Raw genomic sequence first — 20476 nt, forward strand, 5'->3', positions numbered from 1 at the left:
AAGAGCTGCGCTACCGAGACGTTCGGCGCGCCACGGGCACTGCGAGGCCCACGGCCGCCGTTCCGGCGGTTCCGCGTCGTGATCGTATCCCGTTTGCCGGATAATTGCCGGAAAACGCGTGACAAGATCGATTAGACCGCATTGCGAAGGGGTGTTCCGCGCGACACACCGTCGTGCGCATGATTCAACTCACAGCCCTTCCCCGTGCCGGACAAGGCTGCGACCTCTAGGATTTCATTAGGTGCAGGGGCTGATATGACATCGGTGCAGTGCGGCGCCGAACCTTCCGCTGAGATCACCGTGACCGCGGGGAGGGCACAATGCACACCGCTTTCTTGATTCCACTGCTCATCACACTATTGATCGTCACGGCGACGGCCGTTGTGGCCGGTTACGCCACCGTCGTCGCAGCCTATTGGTTCGAGCTGCGCTCCACCGAAAGGCACGGCGGCCGTCCGGATATCTCGCCGCGCTGACCTTCCCGGACAGCCGAATGGGCCGGGGATCGCTGCGACACCCCGGCCCGCCCGTTTCCTCCGATTTACGCCGTTACGCCGGATTCGGCGCGCACCGTGTCGCCGATCCACGGCACGACCGCGTCCCGGACCCGCACTGTCCGCGGCAGCAGGCCGTTGGCGGCCAGGAGATCGGCCGCATGCTGCTGTTCGTCCAGGAAGTCCTCGGAAACGGGTTCGACACCGAAGGGCCTGCCACGCAGCGCGGCTTCCCACGCGTCCAGGCTCGCCGTCCCGCCGCGAGCCACCACGTCGTCCACGAAGTACTGGGCGGCCGCGCGCGGATTCGCCTTGATCCACGCGTCCGACTGTTGCAGAGCCGTGATGATCGCCGTCAGCGCCTCGCGGTTGCCTTCGGCGAAGTCCCGGCGGGTGAACCACAGCGAGGGGTGGCTGAACAGCGATTCGGTGTCCACGAGAGTGCGCAGGTCGGCGGCCGCCTCGACCGCGGCCAGACCCGGATACGCGCCGACCCACGCGTCGAGGTCGCCGCGCAGCAGAGCCGCGCCGCCGTCGTGCACGTCGACGTCCACCGGCTCGATGTCCTTCCAGGCCAGGCCCGCCTGGTCCAGCGCGAACAGCGCGAGCGTGGTCTGCCAGGAACCGTGCGCGATGCCGACCCGCTTGCCCTTCAGATCCAGCACCGTCTCGATGCCGGAATCGGCCTTGGCGACCAGGCGGCCGTTCTCCACCCGCGGCCCGGAGATACCGACGTAGACGATGTCGCGGCCGTTGGCGAGCGCGGTCACCGGCGGCGTGAAGCCGGTGCCGATGAAGTCGTAGCCGCCGTCGAACAGATGATCCGAATGCAGCGACGGCAGTCCGCGCTCGGGGTCGACCGGAGCCGGGCGCGGCAGCTCGCGCAGGTCGACCCATTCCACGTCGGGCAGCAGGTTTTCCAGGATGCCACGGTGGCGCAGGACGAACAGGGAGTTGTTGTGCGGGAAGTAGCCGACACGAATGGTCATGATCGCTCCTCGATCTCGATGTGCGGGGCCGGTCAGATCAAGCCGCGGCGGCGCGCCTCGTCGGCGAGACCGGTGCGGCCCCACTGCACCGCGAGATTGGACGGGTCGAATTCGACCGAGCCGCCGAGGGTTTCGGCGATCGCCTGATATTGCGCGCCCTCCTCCAGCAGCACCACGAACTTCGCCAGCTCCAGCAGTCCCGAGCGTCCGATGACGTTCGCGCCGCCGTTGGCCTCGAAGATCGCGACCAGATCCGGGTCGTCGACCAGCTTGGACAGGATGAAATCGCCCGCGCCGATGCTGCGATCGATGTGCGGCGGAACGGCCCGGGACAGGGTCAGCCGCTGCGCGGCCGCGTAGCGGATCGGCAGCGTGCGATGGGTCTGCGCCCATCCACCGAGCCACGGTGTGTGGATGTGCACCACGGAGGTGATTTCCGGATGCGCGCGGAACACCTTCGCGTACCCGGTGACGAATCCCGCGGAGCCGGTGCCGGACAGCACCTCGCCGTCGAAGGTGGCGACCACCGGCGCGACGGTGCGGTCATCGGCCCACGGGCCCGGTTCGTTCAGAGCGACGGCGATCTCCTCGCCGGGCACTCGCTCCACGAAATTGACGGTGCCGTTGCCCGCGACGGTGCCGGTCTCCCGGAACACCCGGAATGCCTTCTCGGCGTCGCGAACAGCGGCGGCGACGAAAGCGGTGACGGACTCCGGCAACCGGGTCTCGGTGGTGGTCATGGTCTCTCCTGAATCTATCGAGCGGGGGAAAGGGATGCCGCGGCGGCGGACGCGGTGAGCCGGGATCGGCCGAGCAGCGGGAGCACCTCTTCGCCGACGCGGTAGGCCTCCTCGAGATGCGGGTTGCCCGCGAGGATGAACGCGTCGACGCCGAGATCGATCAGCTCGTCGAGCCGCTGCGCCACCTGTTCGTAACTGCCGACCAGGCCGAACGCGGGACCGCCTCGGATCAGGCTGAATCCGCACCAGACGTTGGGTTCGACCTCGAGGTCCCGGTAGCCGGTGATGGTCTCGGGCACCCAGCCCTGGATGCGGGCGGCCCCGACCGAATCGCCCTTGGCGGCGCGCTCGGCCGCGCCACGGTCGACGAAAGCCCAGCCCTTCTCGATCTCCGCCCAGGCCGCTTCCTCGGTGTGGCGGGCCAGGACGTCGATGCGGACGGCGAATTTCGGTGTACGGCCGATGGTTTCGGCGTTCGCGCGGACGCCGTCGAACTTGGCGCGCAGATCGGCGAACGGCTCCAGCCAGGACAGGTAGTAGTCGGCGTGTCTGCCCGCGGCGTGCACCGCGGCGGCGGACGACCCCGAGAAGTACACCTCGGGGAAAGGCTGACCGGCGATGCCCGGCGCGAGCGCCGCACTCTCGGTGCGGAAGAACCGGCCGTCGTGGTCGTAGGGCTCGCCGTCCCACACGCCGCGCAGCACGTCGAGGAATTCGCTGGTGCGGGCGTAGCGGTCGTCGTGGGCGACCTTGTCGCCCCACCACAGCTGGGCGGGACCACCGCCGCCGCTGATGATGTTGTAGACCAACCGGCCGCCGGTCGCGCGCTGCAGGCTCGCCGACATCCGCGCGGCCTGCACCGGATGCAGGAAGCCGGGCTGGAAGGCGACCATGAACCGGTAGGTGGTGGTCTCCCTGGCCAGGGCCGCCGCGACCGCCCACGGGTCGTCGGTCACGGGGAACGACGGCAGCAGGCCGCCGAGGAATCCGGCCGATTCGGAAGCCTTCGCGACCGCGGCCATGTGGTCGATGTAGCCGTAGCCGTCGAGCGCGCCGTCGCGGATGGCCGGTGCGATATTGCCCGGCCCGTAACCGTTGGCGTGGCCGCGGTTGTAGCGGCGCGGCGTGCGCAGCGACGCGTGGTCGCCTTCCATGCCGATGCGCCAGTAGATGTCGATGGTCATGCGGTTGCCTCCTGCGCGGTCAGCGTGCGGCCGGCCGGGTCGGCGAGGAACAACAGGTGTTCGCCCGCGCGGTGCAGTTCCTCGATGTGCGGGTGTCCCGAGAGCACCACGCTGTCGACGCCCGCCGTCACATAGGACGAAAGACGGTGCGCTACTTGCTCATAGCTGCCGACGAGGCCGATGTTCGCGGCGTATCCGAGCTCGGCGAACCCCGCCCAGCGGCCGTCGCCCAGATCGTGTTGCCGCGCGCCGGTGCCGTCCGGGCGCACCTCGCGCCACTGACGTTCGACGCGGGCCCACGCCTCGTCCTCGGTTTCCCGCGCGACGACGGGCAGCTCCAGTCCGGCGCGCACCGCGCGTCCCGCCGCCGTCGCGCGTTCGCGCAGGTCGGCGATAGCGGTATCCACGCCCGCCGCGGTCTCGGTGAAGACGTGCACGTCTCCGTGCTCGGCCGACAGCTCGAGCGCCGCCGCGGAATCGCCGGACAGGTAGACCGTCGGGAACGGCAGCCCGGAGAGGATGCCGCGGAAACCGCCGTCGATCACGTCGTAATACGCGCCCTCGTAGTGGAATCCGGTACCGGCGAATCCCGCCGACGGCACCGGAGCGTCGTTCCATACGCCACGGGCGACGGTCAGGAACTCCGCGGCCCTGGCGTAGCGGTCGTCACCGGTGACGCGATCACCGCGTGCTCGCGCGTCGTCGGGATCGGTGCCCAGGGCCAGTTGCCAGGCCAAGCGACCACCCGAAATGCGTTGCAGGGTGGCCGACATCTTCGCGGCATAGACCGGAGTGCCGAAAGCGGGCTGGAATTCGACGACGACGCGCGAGTACCGCGTGCCGCGCAGGGCGCCGCCAGCCACGATCCACGATTCCTCGCCGTGCGGATCGTAGGGCGCGAGCATGCCGTCCAGCCCGGCCAATTCGGCGGCGTCGACGATCTGGGCGAGGTCGTCGAACGGACCGAACCGCCCCGGCCGCAGGTCGGTCACCGGCGTCACCGGCGCGGGCCCGCCGAATCCGCCGCGATTGCGTCGATCTGGGCGGGCGTGGCGGCCGTCTCCACGGGAAGGCAAGCGCCACAAGAACTCTGTCATGCGGGGACCTTCCCGGACTCGACGATCTCCCTGGCCCGGGCCAGCGGCTCGGGCGCGACCCAGGAATCCAGGTCGAAGTCGGCGGCGAGGAATCCATGCGTGTAGAGGAATTGCTTCTGCACGCCGATCAGCTCGATCCGCTCGTCCGACAACGAGGGGTGCAGATCCCGGTGGAAGTTCTCGCCGTACGCCGCGACGACCCCCTCCGGACCGGACAGGGTTTCCCGCTGGAGCACGTCCCGCACTCCGCTCAGATCGCCCGCGGCCCAGTCCGCCGCGCGCAGGCTCTGCGCGAGGAACTCGACGACCACCTCCGGACGCGCCTGGAGTAGCTCCTCGTGCACGGTGATGGGGCGGGGCGTGCCGTTGTTGACCCGGAAGCGTTTGGCCTCGGTGGCATCCAGGTCCACCGCGACGCGCAGGCCGTGCTCCCTGGCGACCTCTTGCGCCCGGGCCCCCTTGACATAGATGGCGTCCACCTCGCCGCGCAGCAACTCCTCGACGCCCCAGGTGACCACGCGGCGATTCGCCTGGACCTCCGTGCGCACCTGCGGGTTCCGCTCGACGCCGATCTCGGTCACGCGGACGTCGGCGAGGGTATGTCCACCGAGACGCAGCGCGTTCGCGAAACCGTGCAAGGCCATCGCGCGGGGGAAGCTGCGCGGCTGGTCCCGCGCCCACGCCGGGACGCCGATGCGCAGACCGGCCAGCTCGGCGGGGCCCCCGACGGTGGATTCCGGACCGACCAGAATGGCTTGCGCCTCATCGATCCAGGTCAGTCCGATCAACCGGGTCGGCGAGCCCTGGGCGCGCGCCGCCAGGGCCGGAACGTTGCCGCCCTCGCGGATCAGCCCGGACAGATCGTGCAGGAAATGGTGGCCGGCCAATTCCGGCCCGGCGTCCTGCAGGACGCCGAACTCGAGCCCGGCCCGGGTGGCGGCGTCGCCGAGCCAGCCGAGGCTGTGCGCGAGCCCGCTCGCGGTGGGCACCGGGCAGCGGGTGTACCAGAGGGTGTCGGTCATGAGGCACTCCTTGGAGCGGACGTGGTGCTACCCACGCCGAGCCGGCTGAGGAAAAGTGATCGGAAATGCAGGGTTTCGGGGTCGGCGCGGTCGCGCGGACGGGCCACGTCGATGTCGACGTCCACGGCGAAGCGCCCTTTGTCCAGGATCAGTACCCGGTCGGCCAGGCGGATCGCCTCGTCGACGTCGTGGGTCACCATGAGCACCGCGGGACGGTGCCGGGCCACCAGATCGCCCACCAGATCCTGCATCTGCAGGCGGGTCAGCGCGTCCAGCGCCGCGAACGGTTCGTCGAGCAGCAGCAGTTCCGGTTCGCGAACCAGGGCGCGTGCCAGCGCCGCGCGCTGCGCCTCGCCGCCGGAGAGCGTGGCGGGCCATTGCCTGGCTTTGCCGTCGAGGTTGACCTCGGCCAGTGCGCGTAACCCGGCTTCGCGGTTGCGCCGGGAACGCCGCTGTCCGACGATCACGTTCGCCAGCACCCGTTTCGAGGGGATCAGCCGCGGCTCCTGGTAGACGGTGGTGCGCCGCGCCGGGACGAGCACCTGTCCCGCGTCCGGCGCCTCCAGTCCGGTGAGCAGGCGCAGCAGTGTGGTCTTGCCGGTGCCGCTGGGCCCGAGCAGGACGACGAACTCGCCGCGCCGGATGGTGAGGTCGACGCCGTCGAGCACGGTCTTGGCGCCGAACGACTTGCGCAGGCCGGTGATCGAGACGGCGACCGGCTCCTCCCCGGCGGGTGCGGTGACCACCTCGGCTCCAGGTTCGGTAATGGTGGTCATCGGATCGCCACCTGTCCGCGCCATGGCATAGCGAAGCGCTCCGCCAGCCGCACCAACCCGTCGAAGACCAGGCCGAGCAGTGCGTACAACACCACGCACAGCACCATGTAGTCGGTGCGGTTGTACTCCTGGGCCAAGGTGACCAGGTAGCCGACGCCCTCCTTGGTGCCGACCTGCTCGGCCGCGATGAGACCGGTGATGCTGATCGACAGGCACACGCGCAGCGCCATCAGCACGCCGGGCAGCGCTGAGGGGAGGATGACCTCCAGCACCAGCCGCGGCCCGATCAGACCGAAACTGCGGGCGGCCTCGACCATCTTGCGATCGACGTTGCGCACGCCGAGATAGGTGTAGGCGTACATCGGCGCGACCGTCGCTACGGCGATGAGCAGCACCTTGTACAGCTCGTCGATGCCGAACCAGGCGATGAACAGCGGCACCAGCGCAAGGAACGGCACCGCGCGCAGGATCTGCATGGTCGAATCGACCAGTTCCTCACCGAGACCGGACAACCCGGAGACCAACCCCAGCGCCAGCCCGATGGCCACGCCGATCCCGACGCCGAACGCGGCGCGGGTGAACGACGCCACCGCGAAGTCGAACAACTGGCCGGTGCCGAGCAATTCGGTGAACGCCGTCCACACCGCGGGCGGTCCCGCCAGCACGCGCTCGGAGATCGCTCCGCTCGCGGAACCCGCCCACCAAGCTGCCACGATCACTGCCGGGAGCAGGAACCGCAGCGGCACGGAAAACCATGCGGGCCTGCGCTTGCCGACGCGCGTGCGGGGCGGGGCGAGCTCGGTCGGCCCCAGCCCGGCCGCCACGACGACCGCCATCTCAGCTGCCCGCCTTCACCGATGCCAGCTGCTCGGGCGTCAGCTTCGACTTCAGGTCGTAGAAGATGTCGGCGGCGGTGACCTTGCGGGTGACGACGCCGTTGTCGAAGAAGGTGTTCACCACGTCGGCCAGCGCGGTGGCGTCGGTCTCGTTCGGCAGGTGCGGCACGGTGGCCTCCGCCCCCACCCGGTAGGCGTCCGACAGCCGCTGGCCCGACAGGGCGCGCGGGCCGGTCTTCTCGAAGACGTTCTCGAACTCGGCGGGGTTGGCGCGCTGCTTCGCCGTGAGGTCCTGCAGCACTTCGAGGTATTTCGCCGCGATGTCCGGACGCTGATCGAGCACCTCGGTGCGGAACACCACCACCGAGTTGTCGTTGGAGCCGATGCTCTTCTCCGTGGCGATCTCGACGCCGCCGTTGGCCTTGGCCTCCTGGTAGGGCACCAGGAACGACGACCAGCCGTCCACCTTGCCGGTCGCGAACGCCGAGGCGGCGTCCTTCTGCTGCAACGGAACCCTGGTCACCTTGTCGGCCGGGACGCCTGCCTGCGCGAGCGCCTTGAGCAGGATGTATTCGCCCTTGGCCGCCGGGTTCACCGCCACGCGCCTGCCGACCAACTCGGCGACCGAGTGCACGCCCGATTCCGGAGTGACGATGATGCCGCTCTGATCCTTGCCCGCTGGATCCTGTACCGCGACGATCCGCACACCGACGTCCTTGGACAGCGCGCCGACGACGGGGCTGAACGCCGCGCCGGAGACGTCGAGTTCTCTGGTGTTGAACAACTTCAGGTTGGAGCTGAAGCCGGGGGTGATGCTGACCCACTCGATCTTCGCGCCGAGTGGTGCCAGCGCGGCATCGAAGGTGCCGTCGCGCTTGCCGACCGCCAGCGGCCCGGAGTTCCCCGGGTCGGCGACCTTGAGCACGAAGGAAGCGCCTGCGCCGGTGTCGCGGTCGGTGTCCGAACCACACGCGGCGACGAGTGCGACTAGGGGAACGATCGCCAGCGCGATGCGCATGAGGGCTTGCCGCCACATCGTGAGGACTCCTTGTCCGAATCGTCGATCAATGCTCTCGGAGAGTAGGGACGGCAGCGCGGGGTCACGAGGTAATGCTTTCCGTAGATCGGAAAGCTTGACATATCGAGCTCTCTGTACTGCCCGGACTTAATGCGACTGTGAATGTGGATCGGACCCCGCCATCGCCGATCGGTCCACGCTGCTCACACGAGAGTTTTCCAAATAACGGAAAGAGCAAACTCTCTGGTCCGCATGCTTGTGTTACCGTCACAGTCGTGGAACCCTCCGGCGTGCAGACCGTCACCCGCGCCCTCTCCGTGCTGGACTGCTTCCGTGACGGCCGGGAGCGCGGCGTCTCGGAGGTCGCGCGGCAACAGGGTCTGGCGGTCAGCACCACGCACCGGCTGCTGACCACGCTGGTGCAGGCGGGTTTTCTGGAGAAGAACGCCGAATCCAGTCGATACCGCATGGGCGGCGCGCTGGCCGAGTGGGGGCAGATCGCCTACCGCCAGCACCGGATCTACCTCGCCGAACCGTATCTGGAGCAGCTCGCGGGCACCACCGGGGCAAGCTGCTCGGTCGCCACCCGCCACGGCATCCACGCCGTGCTGCTCGGCACCAGCCGGTGGCGGGAGACCGACGGGCACAAACTGCAGGGCGTGCGGCTGCCCCTGCACGCCAGCGCGCTCGGCAAGGCCCTGCTCGCCTGGTCCGAGGCCACCGACGAGCAGTTACGCGAACTCCCCTACGACGAGGGCACCGAGCGCTCGGTATCCGGCCCCGGTGAACTGCGCGCCGAGCTGGTCACCACGCGGGAGCGCGGATACGCCTACAACGACGAGGAACTCGATCCGGGCTTCCGCACCATCGGCCTGCCCATCCTCGATCCGGCGGGCCGCTGCCGGTTCGCACTCGGTCTGCGCGGCCCCACGACACTGATGATTCCCGAACGGGTTCCGTTCTTCGTCGAACTCGCGAAGGTCACCGCCCAGGAGATCGCGGCCAGATTCGCCGCCGCCGACTGACTCTCCGGAAACGGACCAATCGGCCGAATTACCGCTCATTGTGGATGCGTCACCCTATTCTTGACGCGTAATTCGTAGCGCGAGGTCGCCTTTGGAGGCGACAGGGGTGCGGCGCCGGTCCTGCGTCGCCGGGAAAGGAGTCGCCATGCCGGACGGTCACGCGCAAGTGCGCGCCGGATCGTCGACCAAGCTCGACACGAGCCTCCCCCATGAGGCACGGGTGTACGACTACTGGCTCGGGGGCAAGGACAACTACCCCGCCGACCGCGCCCTCGGCGACACGGTCGCCATGCACATCCCCGGTATCCGCGACATGGCCCGCGCCAACCGCGCGTTCCTCGGGCGGGCGGTGCGCCATCTGGCCTGCGAGGCGGGCATCGATCAGTTCCTCGACATCGGCACCGGTCTCCCCACCGCGGGCAACACGCACGAGGTGGCCCAACACACCGATCCGGCCGCGCGGGTGGTCTATGTCGACAACGATCCGCTCGTGCTCGCTCACGCCAGAGCACTGATGGCGAGCACGCCGCAGGGCAGGATCGCCTTCCTGGACGCGGATCTGCGCGATCCGAGCGCCATCCTGGACGCACCCGCCTTGGCCGATACCTTCGACCAGGACCGGCCCATCGCGATCCTGCTGGTCGCGGTCATGATGTTCTTCCGCGACAGCGACGACCCGTACGGTGTCGTCGGCCGACTGCTGGACGCGGCCCCGTCCGGCAGCTATCTGGTGCTCACCCACTTCACCGGCGATTTCGACCCGCGCCCGATGGCGCGCGCGGCGGCAGCCGCTCAGCAGGCCGGCATCGCGTTCCAGCCGCGCAGCCACGCGGAGACCGAATCCTTCTTCGCCGGAACGGAACTCGTCGAGCCGGGAATCGTTCCGGTGGACGCGTGGCGCCCGGACACGGATGTCGCCCCGGCCGCGACGCGGTCCGCCTGGTACCTGGCCGGCGTCGGACGCAAACCCTGAGCGGCGTTTGAGCCGCCGCCGTTCGGCAATCACGTCGGAGGAACCGGCGGCCAGGGACGGCGAGGTGGTGAACATGGTCGAAGACGTCGAGAAACGCTGGCGCGATCCGCGCGGGTTCCGGCGCGCCGCGACCTACGTCGCTTCGGTGCTCGCCACCGCCGCGCTGGTCTTCCTGCTGGCCGTGCTGTGGGCCGCGCAGCGCGAGTGCGCGGACGCGGACAACCTGCTGTGCGATACCGCCGCGCAGGTCGCCGTGGTGCTCGGGCCGTCGGTGGTGCTGCTGATCGGCGGCATCGGCGCCTTCGTCGAAACCTACGTGCAGTGGCGCCGCGGCCGGACCTGGCCCATCTGGCAGGGCGCGGGTTGGTTCCTGTTCGTGCTGATGGTGGTCTACCTCGGAATCGGCGGCGGTGCGGTGGCGAGCTGATCAGTCGGCGACCCGCACCACCAGCTTGCCGAAGTTGCGGCCCTCGAGCATGCCGATGAACGCCTCGGGTGCGGCGGCCAAGCCGGACACGACGTCCTCGCGGTACCGCACGCGTCCGTCGGCGACCCACTCGCCCATCTCGCGCAAGAATTCCGGGTACAGCTCACGGACGAATTCGCTCTGGATGAACCCGCGCACCGTGAGGCTCTTGGTCAGGATCCGGCTGTAGTAGGCGGGCAGCCGGTCCGGGCCCTCCGGGGCGCCGGCGACGTTGTAGTTTGCGATCAGCCCGCAGACGGGCACACGCGCGTAGGTGTTCAGCAGCGGGTACACCGCGTCCGCCACCGCGCCGCCGACGTTCTCGAAATAGACATCGATGCCGTCGGGGACCGCCGCCGCGAGCTGCTCGGCGAAATCGGGAGCGCGGTGGTCGAGTGCGACATCGAATCCGAGTTCGTTCAGATATTCGACCTTGCGCGGGCCGCCCGCGATCCCCACCGTGCGGGCGCCGTCGATCTTGGCGATCTGGCCGACGGCCGAGCCCACCGGTCCGGTGGCCGCGGCGACCACGAGCGTCTCGCCCGGCTGGGGTCTGCCGATCTTGCGCAGTCCGGCGTAGGCGGTGAAGCCGGGCATGCCGAGCACGCCGAGGGCGGTCGAGACCGGAACCCTGCCGGGGTCGAGCTTGCGCAGTCCGCGCGCCGGGACGACGTCATGGGACTGCCACCCCGAATAGGCCAAGACCACATCGCCTTTCGTCAGCGACGGGTCGCGGGATTCGACCACTTCGGCCACGGTCGCGCCGACCATCACCGCGCCGATCTCGACCGGGTCGGCGTAGGACTTCGCCGAACTCATCCGGCCCCGCATGTACGGATCGAGCGACAGGTACAGGGTGCGCAGCAGAACTTCGCCTTCGCCCGGAGCGGGGAGTTCCGCGGTCTCGGTCCGGAAATTCTGCGCGGTGGGCGCACCCACCGGCCGGGAAGCAAGCACGATTCGCGTCGACTCGACCATGCGCCCACCCTAGCCTCGAGCGCGGGCGCCACCCGCCGATGTCGGTTCGTGTCCGACGACCACCGCCGCAGCGATTCCGACCGGAGGAAGAAGCCGCCGTTCGCCTCCAGTGTCCGGCTCCAGATCCAGCGCGCTCGAGCGCGGTCATGCCCGCTACGCTCGCGACCACGCCGATATCGGCCACGACACCGCGTTCGGCCGGGCTACGGTCCCGACCGCTGGTCGATGCGCTGCCCTCCCGCGAGTCCGACCGATCCGGAATGTCGCGCGGACCACACTGCTCGCCGACTCGCATCGGCCGGTCCGCGACATACGGTCGGCCCACGTCATCCGTGCCCGCCTGCGGCCCGCACCGGAGGCGGTCGCCGAAACTCGCTACGCGGCAGCCGAATCGATGTGAGCGTCCGGGATATCGACTCGAGCGAGCGGAACATTGGCTCGGACGCGAGGTGTTCGTAGCGTCGGAAGCATGACCTTGGAAATCGGCATCATCCTGCCCACCTCGACGCCGGACCCCGCGAAACCCATCCTCGGCGACGTGCGAGCCGCCGCTCGCCTGGCCGAAGCGAGCGGCCTCGACTCGGTATGGTCCACCGATCATCTCGTGGCCAGCGCGCCGATCCTGGACAGCACCGTGGTGCTGGCCACCGCCGCCGCCGCGACCGATCGCCTCCGCATCGGGTACGGCGTGATGCTGCTGGCCTTGCGGCCGGTCGCCTGGGCCGCGAAGCAGATCGCCACGCTGCAGTACGTCTCCGGTGACCGGCTGATCCTCGGTGTCGGCACCGGCAACCCGGCGCACGGGGATGTCGGGTGGCGTGCCGCGGGCGCGTCCTTCGCCGAGCGCGGCCGCCGCACGGACGAGGCGTTGAGTCTGCTGCCCGATCTGGTCGCCGGGCGGCCGGTCGTCCTTCCGGACGGCACCGAGGTCGCCTTGGCGCCAGGTGCGACCATGCCGCCGGTGCTCGTCGCGGGCGACGCCGAACGGGCGCGGCGGCGCGCCGCCGCCTATGCCGAAGGCTGGGTCGCCATCGGACTCGAGCCGAGCGAGATCGGCGCGCACGTAGCCGAATTGTCCGCACTCGCTGCGGAATACGGCCGTCCGCCGCTCACTGTGACGGTCGTCGCGCCCCCGCTGGCCACCGATCCCGGTCAGGCCGCCGAGCAACTGTCCGCCTACGCGGAGGCGGGCGCGGCGCGCGTCGTCCTCGCCCTTCCCGGCCCGGAGTGGCAGGCCGGCTACGAGTTCGCCGCGAAGATCAAGGAGCAGTTGTGAGCGCGGCCTTCACCCGATGCACAACAGTCCCAGCCCGAGGACGAGCAGCACCGCCGCGATCACCGAATCCAGCACGCGCCACGCGCGCGGACGGGCGAACAGCGGGCCGAGCAGGCGCGCGCCGAAGCCCAGTGCGGTGAACCACAGCACGCTGGCCAGCATCGCCCCCGCGCCGAGGAACCAGCGATCCGGGCTCGCGTACGTGCTGGCGAGGGAGCCGAGCAGCACCACGGTGTCCAGGTAGACGTGCGGGTTGAGCCAGGTCAGCGCGAGGGAGGTGACCACCGTCGCGCCGAGCGCCGCGGTGGTCCGCCCGGATTCGGCGCTCAGCGCGGCGGAGCCGAACGCCCGCCGTGCCGCCAGCACCGCATAGCCGATCAGGAACGCCGCCCCGGCGTAACGCGCCACCACGAGCACCCCCGGGGCCGACTGCACGACCACGCCGAACCCGCCGACCCCGGCCGCGATCAGCACGATGTCGGACACCGCGCACACCGTCACCACCGCGAGTACGTGCCTGCCACTGATCCCTTGCCGCAGCACGAACGCATTCTGCGCACCGATCGCCACGATCAACGACAGGCCGAAGCCCAAACCGGACACGGCCGCCACCACCGCCGAGGAAACGCTCACGTCCAGCGACGCTAAGGCCGCGGATCATACCCAGACAAGCTAAAGATTCTTATCTATCATTACGCTTCCTTAATATGGATCTCCAGCTCGACCAGCTCCGCGCACTCGACGCCGTGATCACCGAGGGGACCTTCGACGCCGCGGCCCGACGGCTGAGTGTCACGCCGTCGGCGATCAGTCAGCGGATCAAGGCGCTGGAGGACGCCGCGGGCCGGATTCTCGTGCAGCGCACGAAACCGGTGCGCGCCACCGAATCGGGGCTGGCCGTCCTGCGCTTGGCCAGGCAGATCCAGTTGTTGACGGGCGATACCGCACGCGAACTCGGCGGCGAACCCTCCGACGGCCCGATCCGGGTGCCCATCGCGGTCAACGCCGATTCCCTGGAGACCTGGGTGCTGCCCGCGCTGGCCCGCGCACCGCGCGGCGTGTGCTTCGAGATCCATCGCGAGGACGAGGAACACACCACGCGTCTGCTGCGCGACGGCACCGTGATGGCGGCGATCACCTCGACCGCCCAGCCGGTGCAGGGCTGCAAGGTCGATCGACTCGGAGCGATTCGCTACCGGCCGATGGCGAGTCCGGAATTCGCCGCCAGCTGGTTCGCCGACGGGGCGACGGCGAAGTCCTACGCCGCGGCTCCGGTCGTGCTGTTCGACCGCAAAGACGACCTGCAGGATCGCCTGCTGCGCAGGCGCGGTCGCAAACCGCTGAATCCGCCACGCCACTATGTGCCGTCGTCCACCGGATTCGCCGAGGCGGTCCGGCTCGGGCTCGGCTGGGGGATGCTCCCCGATCTGCAGACCCGCGACGGCCGAGCCGACGGCCGCTTGGTCTCGATCGATCCCGGCGTCGTCATCGATGTCCCGCTGTACTGGCAGCAGTGGCGTCTGGACTCCCCCGCCCTCGGTGCGGTCGCCGCGACCATCGCCGCCGAGGCGGCGAACGTCCTCCGCTGAAATCGGACTTACCCCTTGCCCGGCAACATGTTCCGTTCATGACACCGCCGAGGCAGGGTGCGAGCACCCTGCCCCGGCGGCACCGTATCCGAGAAGGCGCGACCGTGGGCACGGTAGCACCGCCAGTTTGTTCGGAGCCCAGGATGAGTTGGATGGCCGCCGTCCACCGCACCGCACGACACCAGGGCATTCGAGTACCTCGTATCGCTCCGCATCGCGACCCGGCGAGGTAACTTGATCTCCGCACGCCGACCGAAAGCTTCAGCTCCATCCCGCACCCACCCGAGATGCACAGGAGTTCACTTTGGCACGGCACCGTCGCCCGAACCACTCGCGCACCCGCGGCGCGCTCGCCATCGTCGCCGCGCTCGGCATTCTGCTCGCAGGCATCCTCCCCGATGCGGCGGCGCGCCCGATCGGCCCCTACGACGTGGGCGGGGCGATCGAAGCGGAGTACGACGAGGCCGGTGGGCCCGCGTTTTTCGGCGACCCCGTCACACCCGAGGACTCCGCCGCGCGCGGCGGCCGCTACCAGGCGTTCGAGCGCGGCTCGTCCATCTACTGGCACCCCGACACCGGCGCCCGTCAGGTCGGTGGCGCCATCCGCGACAAATGGGGCAATCTCGGTTACGAGGGCGGAGCGCTCGGCTACCCCGTGGCGCGGGAGGTGGCGACACCATCGAAGCCGGGAAGCTACAGCGTCTTTCAGAACGGGTCGATCTATTGGTCGCTCGGCACCGCCGCGCATCAGATCGGCGGCGTGATCCGCGACAAGTGGGGTTCCTTCGGCTGGGAGAGCAGCCCGCTCGGGTTCCCCATCACCGACGAATCCCCCGCCCGCGCGGGCAACGGCCGCTACAACCTGTTCGGCGGCGGCGCCATCTATTACGCCCCGCGCACCGGCGCCCATGTCGTCTGGGGATCCATCCGCGAGAACTGGGAGGCCGCGGGGGGCGAAGCCGGGCGTTACGGCTACCCCACCAGCGACGAGTACGACTTCGAGAACGGGAAAGCCCAGGACTTCGAGGGCGGCCGCCTCACATGGACGCCCTGATCGATCGCCCCGGAACGCGCGGCGCACATCAACCGATCGGCCTGCTGAGGAGTTGAACATGCTTGCTGGACGACTGTTCCCGCGTGCCGCCGACGGGCATCGGTTCCGCCTGGAGGACGTCCCGGTGCCGACCCCGGGCCGGGGTCAGGTACTGATCGAGGTGGCGGCCGCCGGTGTCTGCCTGTCGGATGTCCACCTCATCGAGGGCGTGCTGTCGCCGATGTACCTGGCCGGCGACGCGGTCACCCTCGGGCACGAGGTCGCGGGTACGGTGCACACCCTCGGGCCCGAGGTGCAGGGTCCCCAGCCGGGCGACCGGGTATTGTTGCAGGCGGGCGAGATCCGGGACGGCAAAACCTACACCCGCGGCGTGGACTACGACGGCGGCTGGGCGGAATACGCGCTGGCCACCGCGGACACCCTGGTGCCGATTCCCGACGACCTACCGTTCGAGCAGGCCTGTTTCATCCCCGACGCGGTATCGACGCCGTGGGCCGCCATCACCCGTACCGGTCAGGTGCGGGCCGCGGAGTCGGCCGGCGTGTGGGGCGTGGGCGGGCTCGGCGCGCACGGGGTGCAGTTGCTCCGGCTGATCGGCGCCGCGCCGATCATCGCGGTCGATCCTTTGCCCGCCGCCCGGCAGCGCGCGCTCGAATTCGGGGCGGACCTCGCACTCGATCCGTCCGACCCGGAACTGGCGAAAAAGGTGTACGCCGCCACCGCGGGAGCGGGACTCGATGCCGCGTTCGACTTCGCCGGCTTCGCGCCCGTGCGCGAACAAGCCGTCGGATGTCTCGCCGACGAGGGACGCTTGGTGCTGGTCGGGCTCACCGACAAGCCGATCACGATCACCAACGGCACCATCTTCAGTTTTCGGCAGCAACAGCTGCGCGGGCATTACGGCTCCGAGCCCGACCATGTGCTCGAACTCGTGCGCCTGCGCCGCGCGCATCGGCTCGATTTCGCCAAGTCGGTGAGTGCCGTGCTCCCCCTGTCCGAAGCGGACAAAGCGGTACACGCGTTGGAAAGCAAGGAGGGCAATCCGATCCGGATCGTGCTGACGCCGTGAACTATCGGCAATCCGGACATCGGAGCGGTTCGCGACGGCTCCGCCGGCGACCCCAACTCGCGTTGGGGTCGCCGTGGCCGAACCAGCCAGTGCCCGAGCCGATCCTCAGACCCCGACCTCGACAGGGATACTGCCACACCACGGCGGCCGCGTCGCATCGGTGATCGTCCATCGGTACGTACATGCGCGCGTGCATGTGCATTGGCGCCACCGGTCTCGAAAACCTCGAAAATCGAGGTGAACGCAGGCTGATCGATAACAAATCAGTATCGGATGCAATGCGCCGATATCGAACTGTTACCTTCCGCCGATCGCATTTCACCGAGTTCTCGCCGACGACAACGGATTTCACGTCACGCAGCGAGGATTCGATTCGGAGCCTTTGCTCTCCGCCGCTCCGCGCCGACCGACCGGTTTCCGAACGCACGACGCCGTCCCGCCATCGACAGCACGCCGCGGCGACTCCTCGGTCGCCCGCGACCCTTTTGGCAAACTTCCCGCGCCGAGCCGGCGCACACACGTGGAGCACGGATACCGCACTCGGAAACGACGATCGAGTCAGTCCTATTCGCCGGATTGCGGCTCGGTGAGCAGCTCGCGCAGGAAGCGCACGCTCTCGGCCGGGGAAAGCGCCTCCACGCTGATCCGGTTCATGACCGACATGTACAGCTCGACATCGCGCTGTTTGTCGAAATACAGGGAACTGGTGAGCTGCTCGGTGTAGACGATGTCGGGCAGCTCGGGCTCGGGAAACCGGAGGATGCTGAACGGGCCGCCCGCGGCGGAGTGCCCACCCGCCGCATACGGCAGCACCTGGATCCGGATGCTGGGACGGTCGGCCATCGCGACCAGATGCTCGATCTGCTCGCGCAGCACCTCCACTCCGCCGACCGGCCTGCGCAGCGCGTTCTCGTCGATGACAGCCCATAGCGTGGGAGCGGCGGCACGGTAGAGAATCTGCTGGCGGCGCATGCGGATGGCGACGCGGCGTTCGGTCTCGTCGGTATTGCCCAGCTGGATCACCGCCCGTGCGTAATCGGCGGTCTGCAGCAGCCCGGGGACGAACTGCGCCTCGTAGGTGCGGATCGTGGTGGCGGCCTGTTCGAGGCCGATGTAGGTCTCGAACCACGCCGGGAGCAGATCGCTGTAGTGCTGCCACCACCCCGGGTCGTTGGCCCGCCGAGCCAGTTCGAAGTACGTTTCGCGTTCAGCGGGCTCGACAACTCCGTAGAGGTTCAGCAGGTCGTGCAGATCGCGTTCCTTGAACCCGGTCCGGCCCAGCTCCAGCCTGCTGATCTTGGCATGCGATCCACGGATCGCGTCGCCCGCCGCCTCCCTGCTGATTCCGCAGCCCTCGCGCAGCTGACGCAACCGGCTGCCGAGCGCGATCCGCAGTACCGTCGGACCACGTTCTGCCGCAGGGAATTCGGCGTTGTCACCACTGTCCTCGTCGTTGGTCATGCATGCCTCCGGCCGATCGGGGGTTAGACCGCGCGGCGTAGTGCCTCCACCATCACAGCTGTCGGAACGTCGGCTGACGATCCTACTCGGCCGCACGCAAACGCCGGCCCGGACGCGAGCGCGCGCCGCGAATCGGATACGCACGAATGGATTCGCAAGAGCGCCAACGCAATATCCGGGCCGGATTCCCCGGCGCGCCGAGACGGCTGTGCGTAGAGTCGCCCCCGACGGTGGCCACGCGGAGGAGGAGCGCCATGACGTCGGCAGAGGGATCGACCCGACTAGCGGGTGTGGACCCGGAGATACCCAGTATCGCGCGGGTGTACGACTATGCCCTCGGCGGGACGGACTGGTTCGAGTCCGACCGGCAGGTGTACCAGCGCTTGAAGAAGGCGGTGCCGCACCAGGACGACGTCGGCGCCGCGAATCGGCGCTGGCTCGAGCGGGTGGTCCGGTACGTCACGCGGTCGGCGGGTGTCGACCAGGTTCTCGATCTGGGCAGTGGGCTGCCCACGCAGAAGAACACCCACGAGGTCGCCCAGGAACTCGGCGCCGAGGTCGCGGTGGTCTACGTGGACAACGACCCGATCTGCGCCGCGCGCGGGCGCAAGCTGCTGGAAGCCAACGAACGCACGCACTTTCTCGACCTGGACCTGACCCGGCCGGACGACGTGCTCGACGACCCCGCGGTCAACGGCTACCTCGATCTGACCCGACCGGTGCTGCTGATGCAGTGCGGCACCTTGCACCACGTCGACGACGATCGGGACCCCGCGGGCATCATGCGGCGGTATATCGATCGCCTCGCCCCTGGTTCCTATGTGATGATCAGCCACTTCTTCGATCCGGCCGCCGAGAGCGAACAACTGCACGCGCTGGCCAGACTGGCCGAACGAGCACTGCACGACGGGGGCCTCGGCACCGGACGCTGGCGCACCCGCGCGGAGATCCAGGCTTTCTTCGACGGATTGGAGATGGTTCCACCGGGATTGGTGGAGTTGCACGAATGGTGGCCCGGCGGCCCAGCGCTGCGCACGCCGTGGCCGGATGAACGTCTCATGCTCGGCGGCGTCGGCCGCAAAACCTGAACCCGTCCCCCACCACGGAGCCCGACATGACATCGAACGACGTGCGGATCACCGATCAGGACATCCAGGACAAGCTGACCGGTGTCCTCGGCTTCACCAGCATCGACCTCGCCACGTCGAAAGCGGGCGTGAACTGGTGCTCGAACGCGTTCTTCGCCGAGCTGAACGGCGATCCGTTCCGCTTGACGCTCGTGCTCGAGTCGGGCGGACGGACGTTGGACTGCTTGCGCGCCAATCCCAGCATCGGAGTCAAGGTCGTCCCCGACGGATTCCTCAACCCGTTCGCACAAGGCCTCGGCACGGCCGTGGTCCGCACCGGCGCGAGCGAACGGGAGGAGACGTTCCGGACGCTGTTACGGAAGGAGCCACAGATCGAACCGTTCTTGTCCACGCCCATCGAGGCGGTGGAGGTGCACATCGACTGGTGGCGCGTGACGCATGTCCAGGGCGGGTGGCTGCCCGGACGGGTGCTGTACCGGCCCGGCGCGTCCTGAGTCATCGCCCGCAACCGATGAATACCGACCGGTTCCCATGCTCGGTCGCGCTCGGCAAGACCACCATGGGTTCACGAAAGCAGCACTGGCCGAATGCATCCGCACGGATTGCTCCCCGATTCGGCGGTCCCTAGGCTGGTGAGCCAGGCGACGGAAACTAGAGAGAGGTCTCCATGTCCGATCCCGCTCCCCAGACCGGTGTCCGCGCGCCGGTAGGCGTGGACACGACTCGCGCGAGCATCGCCCGCGTCTACGACGCCACCCTCGGTGGCAAGGACAACTACGAAGTAGACCGCTACGTACGCGACCGAGTCGCCGAAGTCGCACCGCGGCAGAGCGACGTGGCCCGCATGAATCGCCGCTGGCTGCACCGCGTCGTGCGCTATCTGGCCGGGACCGTCGGCATCGGCCAATTCCTCGACATCGGCGCGGGTCTGCCCACCGTCGGCAACACACACGAGATCGCGCAACAGCAGAATCCCGCGGCGCGCGTGGTGTACGTCGACAACGATCCGGTGTGCAACATCCACGGCCGCGTACTGCTCGAGCGCAACGAGTTCACCCATTTCGTGCCCGCGGATCTGACCGCCCCGCAAACCCTGCTGGCGAACTCCGAGGTGACCCAGCACCTCGACCTCACCCGACCGCTGGCGCTGATCCTGTGCGGCATCCTGCACCACGTCGACGACGATCTCGATCCGGCGGGGATCATGCGTCAGTACATCGATGCGCTGCCCGCCGGCTCCTACGTTGCGATCACGCATTTCTACGATCCCGCCGACGGCGGCGAGGCGCACGAGATGGCCATCGAGCTGCAACGGCGTTTCACCGAAATGGGCCTGGGCTC

The 20476-nt window shown here is 68.9% G+C and carries 22 protein-coding genes; 11 read left to right on the forward strand and 11 right to left on the reverse strand.

Going from position 1 to position 20476, the window contains the following annotated elements; all coding sequences use genetic code 11:
• The first annotated feature begins 320 nt into the window (after positions 1-320).
• Positions 321-476: a hypothetical protein gene (locus ABZW96_RS33955; protein WP_355080477.1), complete on the forward strand. Its 156-nt coding sequence runs from the start codon at positions 321-323 to the stop codon at positions 474-476.
• 65 nt (positions 477-541) lie between these two features.
• Here the strand turns inward: ABZW96_RS33955 and ABZW96_RS33960 are convergent, their stop codons facing one another.
• From ABZW96_RS33960 to ABZW96_RS33995, 8 genes are read right to left on the reverse strand one after another with little or no spacing between them, the layout of a single operon-like run.
• A complete protein-coding gene (locus tag ABZW96_RS33960; protein WP_355080479.1) occupies positions 542-1483 on the reverse strand; it encodes an ABC transporter substrate-binding protein in 942 nt (313 codons plus the stop codon).
• 32 nt (positions 1484-1515) lie between these two features.
• Positions 1516-2223 (reverse strand): class II aldolase/adducin family protein, encoded by a 708-nt coding sequence (locus ABZW96_RS33965; protein WP_355080481.1) that lies wholly within the window; start codon positions 2221-2223, stop codon positions 1516-1518.
• Between the two features lie 14 nt (positions 2224-2237).
• The gene (locus tag ABZW96_RS33970; protein ID WP_355080483.1) at positions 2238-3407 is read right to left on the reverse strand and encodes an LLM class flavin-dependent oxidoreductase; all 1170 of its coding nucleotides are present in this window, start codon (positions 3405-3407) and stop codon (positions 2238-2240) included.
• A complete protein-coding gene (locus tag ABZW96_RS33975; protein WP_355080485.1) occupies positions 3404-4504 on the reverse strand; it encodes an LLM class flavin-dependent oxidoreductase in 1101 nt (366 codons plus the stop codon). The genes ABZW96_RS33970 and ABZW96_RS33975 overlap by 4 nt, the downstream gene beginning before the upstream one ends.
• Complete coding sequence (locus ABZW96_RS33980) at positions 4501-5526, reverse strand: ABC transporter substrate-binding protein (RefSeq protein WP_355080486.1); 1026 nt, start codon at positions 5524-5526, stop codon at positions 4501-4503. The genes ABZW96_RS33975 and ABZW96_RS33980 overlap by 4 nt, the downstream gene beginning before the upstream one ends.
• Positions 5523-6302 (reverse strand): ATP-binding cassette domain-containing protein, encoded by a 780-nt coding sequence (locus ABZW96_RS33985; protein ID WP_355080488.1) that lies wholly within the window; start codon positions 6300-6302, stop codon positions 5523-5525. The genes ABZW96_RS33980 and ABZW96_RS33985 overlap by 4 nt, the downstream gene beginning before the upstream one ends.
• Positions 6299-7138: an ABC transporter permease subunit gene (locus ABZW96_RS33990; protein ID WP_355080490.1), complete on the reverse strand. Its 840-nt coding sequence runs from the start codon at positions 7136-7138 to the stop codon at positions 6299-6301. Before ABZW96_RS33990 ends, ABZW96_RS33985 begins: the two co-directional genes overlap by 4 nt.
• A gap of 1 nt (position 7139) precedes the next feature.
• Positions 7140-8174, reverse strand: coding sequence for an NrtA/SsuA/CpmA family ABC transporter substrate-binding protein (locus ABZW96_RS33995; protein ID WP_355080492.1), 1035 nt, complete (start codon positions 8172-8174; stop codon positions 7140-7142).
• A gap of 257 nt (positions 8175-8431) precedes the next feature.
• Between ABZW96_RS33995 and ABZW96_RS34000 the strand changes: the two genes are divergently transcribed.
• From ABZW96_RS34000 to ABZW96_RS34010, 3 genes are all read left to right on the forward strand, one after another.
• On the forward strand, positions 8432-9181 hold the full coding sequence (locus tag ABZW96_RS34000; protein WP_355080493.1) for an IclR family transcriptional regulator: 750 nt from the start codon (positions 8432-8434) through the stop codon (positions 9179-9181).
• A 145-nt stretch (positions 9182-9326) separates the two neighbouring features.
• Positions 9327-10154: an SAM-dependent methyltransferase gene (locus ABZW96_RS34005; RefSeq protein WP_355080495.1), complete on the forward strand. Its 828-nt coding sequence runs from the start codon at positions 9327-9329 to the stop codon at positions 10152-10154.
• Between the two features lie 73 nt (positions 10155-10227).
• Positions 10228-10581 carry a hypothetical protein gene (locus ABZW96_RS34010; protein ID WP_355080497.1) on the forward strand — a complete coding sequence of 118 codons (354 nt, stop codon included), beginning with the start codon at positions 10228-10230 and terminating at the stop codon, positions 10579-10581.
• On the opposite strand, the gene ABZW96_RS34015 is transcribed toward ABZW96_RS34010, so the two are convergent.
• On the reverse strand, positions 10582-11598 hold the full coding sequence (locus ABZW96_RS34015; protein ID WP_355080499.1) for an NADP-dependent oxidoreductase: 1017 nt from the start codon (positions 11596-11598) through the stop codon (positions 10582-10584).
• 469 nt (positions 11599-12067) lie between these two features.
• On the opposite strand from ABZW96_RS34015, the gene ABZW96_RS34020 reads away from it, so the two are divergent.
• Positions 12068-12874, forward strand: coding sequence for an LLM class flavin-dependent oxidoreductase (locus tag ABZW96_RS34020; protein WP_355080501.1), 807 nt, complete (start codon positions 12068-12070; stop codon positions 12872-12874).
• 9 nt (positions 12875-12883) lie between these two features.
• Here the strand turns inward: ABZW96_RS34020 and ABZW96_RS34025 are convergent, their stop codons facing one another.
• A complete protein-coding gene (locus tag ABZW96_RS34025; RefSeq protein WP_355080503.1) occupies positions 12884-13507 on the reverse strand; it encodes a LysE/ArgO family amino acid transporter in 624 nt (207 codons plus the stop codon).
• A 74-nt stretch (positions 13508-13581) separates the two neighbouring features.
• On the opposite strand from ABZW96_RS34025, the gene ABZW96_RS34030 reads away from it, so the two are divergent.
• The 3 genes from ABZW96_RS34030 (at position 13582) to ABZW96_RS34040 (ending at position 16586) form a co-directional block, all read left to right on the forward strand.
• Entirely contained in the window at positions 13582-14463 is an 882-nt protein-coding gene (locus tag ABZW96_RS34030) for a LysR family transcriptional regulator ArgP (protein ID WP_355080505.1), read from the forward strand.
• A 304-nt stretch (positions 14464-14767) separates the two neighbouring features.
• On the forward strand, positions 14768-15517 hold the full coding sequence (locus tag ABZW96_RS34035) for a hypothetical protein (protein WP_355080507.1): 750 nt from the start codon (positions 14768-14770) through the stop codon (positions 15515-15517).
• Between the two features lie 58 nt (positions 15518-15575).
• Positions 15576-16586, forward strand: a complete 1011-nt coding sequence (locus ABZW96_RS34040; RefSeq protein ID WP_355080509.1) for a zinc-binding dehydrogenase — start codon at positions 15576-15578, stop codon at positions 16584-16586.
• A 564-nt stretch (positions 16587-17150) separates the two neighbouring features.
• On the opposite strand, the gene ABZW96_RS34045 is transcribed toward ABZW96_RS34040, so the two are convergent.
• Positions 17151-18047 carry a helix-turn-helix transcriptional regulator gene (locus tag ABZW96_RS34045; protein WP_355080511.1) on the reverse strand — a complete coding sequence of 299 codons (897 nt, stop codon included), beginning with the start codon at positions 18045-18047 and terminating at the stop codon, positions 17151-17153.
• Positions 18048-18301: 254 nt separating this feature from the next.
• Here ABZW96_RS34045 and ABZW96_RS34050 point away from each other — a divergent pair, with 254 nt between their 5' ends.
• The 3 genes from ABZW96_RS34050 to ABZW96_RS34060 all read left to right on the forward strand — a co-directional run.
• Positions 18302-19135 carry an SAM-dependent methyltransferase gene (locus ABZW96_RS34050; protein WP_355080513.1) on the forward strand — a complete coding sequence of 278 codons (834 nt, stop codon included), beginning with the start codon at positions 18302-18304 and terminating at the stop codon, positions 19133-19135.
• Between the two features lie 26 nt (positions 19136-19161).
• Positions 19162-19629, forward strand: a complete 468-nt coding sequence (locus ABZW96_RS34055; protein WP_355080515.1) for a hypothetical protein — start codon at positions 19162-19164, stop codon at positions 19627-19629.
• A gap of 173 nt (positions 19630-19802) precedes the next feature.
• Positions 19803-20476 (forward strand): SAM-dependent methyltransferase (locus ABZW96_RS34060; RefSeq protein WP_355080516.1); only part of this gene is annotated, 674 nt, incomplete at its 3' end.

The sequence above is a fragment of the Nocardia sp. NPDC004168 genome, assembly GCF_040610355.1.
GTDB lineage: Bacteria > Actinomycetota > Actinomycetes > Mycobacteriales > Mycobacteriaceae > Nocardia > Nocardia sichangensis.